At 67.9% G+C, this 1,099-nt stretch carries 1 protein-coding gene; it reads left to right on the plus strand.

Features of this window, described 5'->3' with window-relative positions:
* A partial coding sequence (locus ACIHCL_RS36995; RefSeq protein ID WP_399868940.1) for a beta-ketoacyl reductase occupies positions 1 to 1,099 on the plus strand: 1,099 nt, incomplete at both ends.

Consider the following 1,099-nt stretch of genomic DNA (forward strand, 5'->3'; position numbering starts at 1 on the left):
CCAACTCGTCCGCGACATCACCACAGCACTCCACACAGCCGGCGCCGACACCATCCCACTCACCCTCGACCCCACCACCGACACACCCACCCTCACCACCCACCTCACCCACCTCGCCAACCACCCCCAAGGCCTCACCGGCATCCTCCTCATCCCCACACCCCACAACCCACACCCCCACAACCCCACCCACAACCCCGCCCTCGACCCCGCCACCGCCACCACCCTCACCACCATCCAAGCCCTCACCAACACCACCCTCACCACCCGCCTCTGGATCACCACCCGCCAAGCCGTCACCACCCACCCCACCGAAACACCCAACCCCTACACCGCCCGCATCTGGGGCCTCGGCCAAACCGCCGCCCTCGAACACCCCCACCACTGGGGCGGCCTCATCGACCTCCCCCCACACCCCACACCCCACCACCTCCAACAACTCACCACCCACCTCACCACCAACCACCACCCCCACGAAGACCAAATCGCCATCCGCACCAACACCACCTACGCCCGCCGCCTCACCCCCACCACCCCCACCACCACAGCCACCCCCTGGACCCCACCCCAAGGCACCATCCTCATCACCGGCGGCACCGGCGCCCTCGGCACCCACATCGCCCGCTGGCTCGCCCACAAAGGCGCAACCCACCTCATCCTCACCTCACGCCAAGGACCCAACGCCCCCGGCGCCACCCAACTCCACCACGAACTCACCCAACTCGGCACCCACACCACCATCACACCCTGCGACCTCACCAACCCCGAACAAGTCCACAACCTCATCCACAACACCACCACCAACCACCCACCCCTCAGCGCCATCTTCCACACCGCCGGAACCCCCCAAACCACCCCCCTCACCCAACTCACCCCCACCCAAGCCACCCACATCCTCAACGCCAAAACCACCGGCGCCCAACTCCTCCACCACCACACCACCCACACCCCCCTCGACACCTTCGTCCTCTTCTCCTCCGCCGCCGCCACCTGGGGCAGCAGCGGACAATCCCTCTACGCCGCCGCCAACGCCCACCTCGACGCCCTCGCCCAACAACGCCACACCCAAGGACAACCCACCACCTCCATCGCCTGGGGG

Source organism: Streptomyces sp. NPDC052042 (assembly GCF_044548345.1).
Classification (GTDB): domain Bacteria; phylum Actinomycetota; class Actinomycetes; order Streptomycetales; family Streptomycetaceae; genus Streptomyces.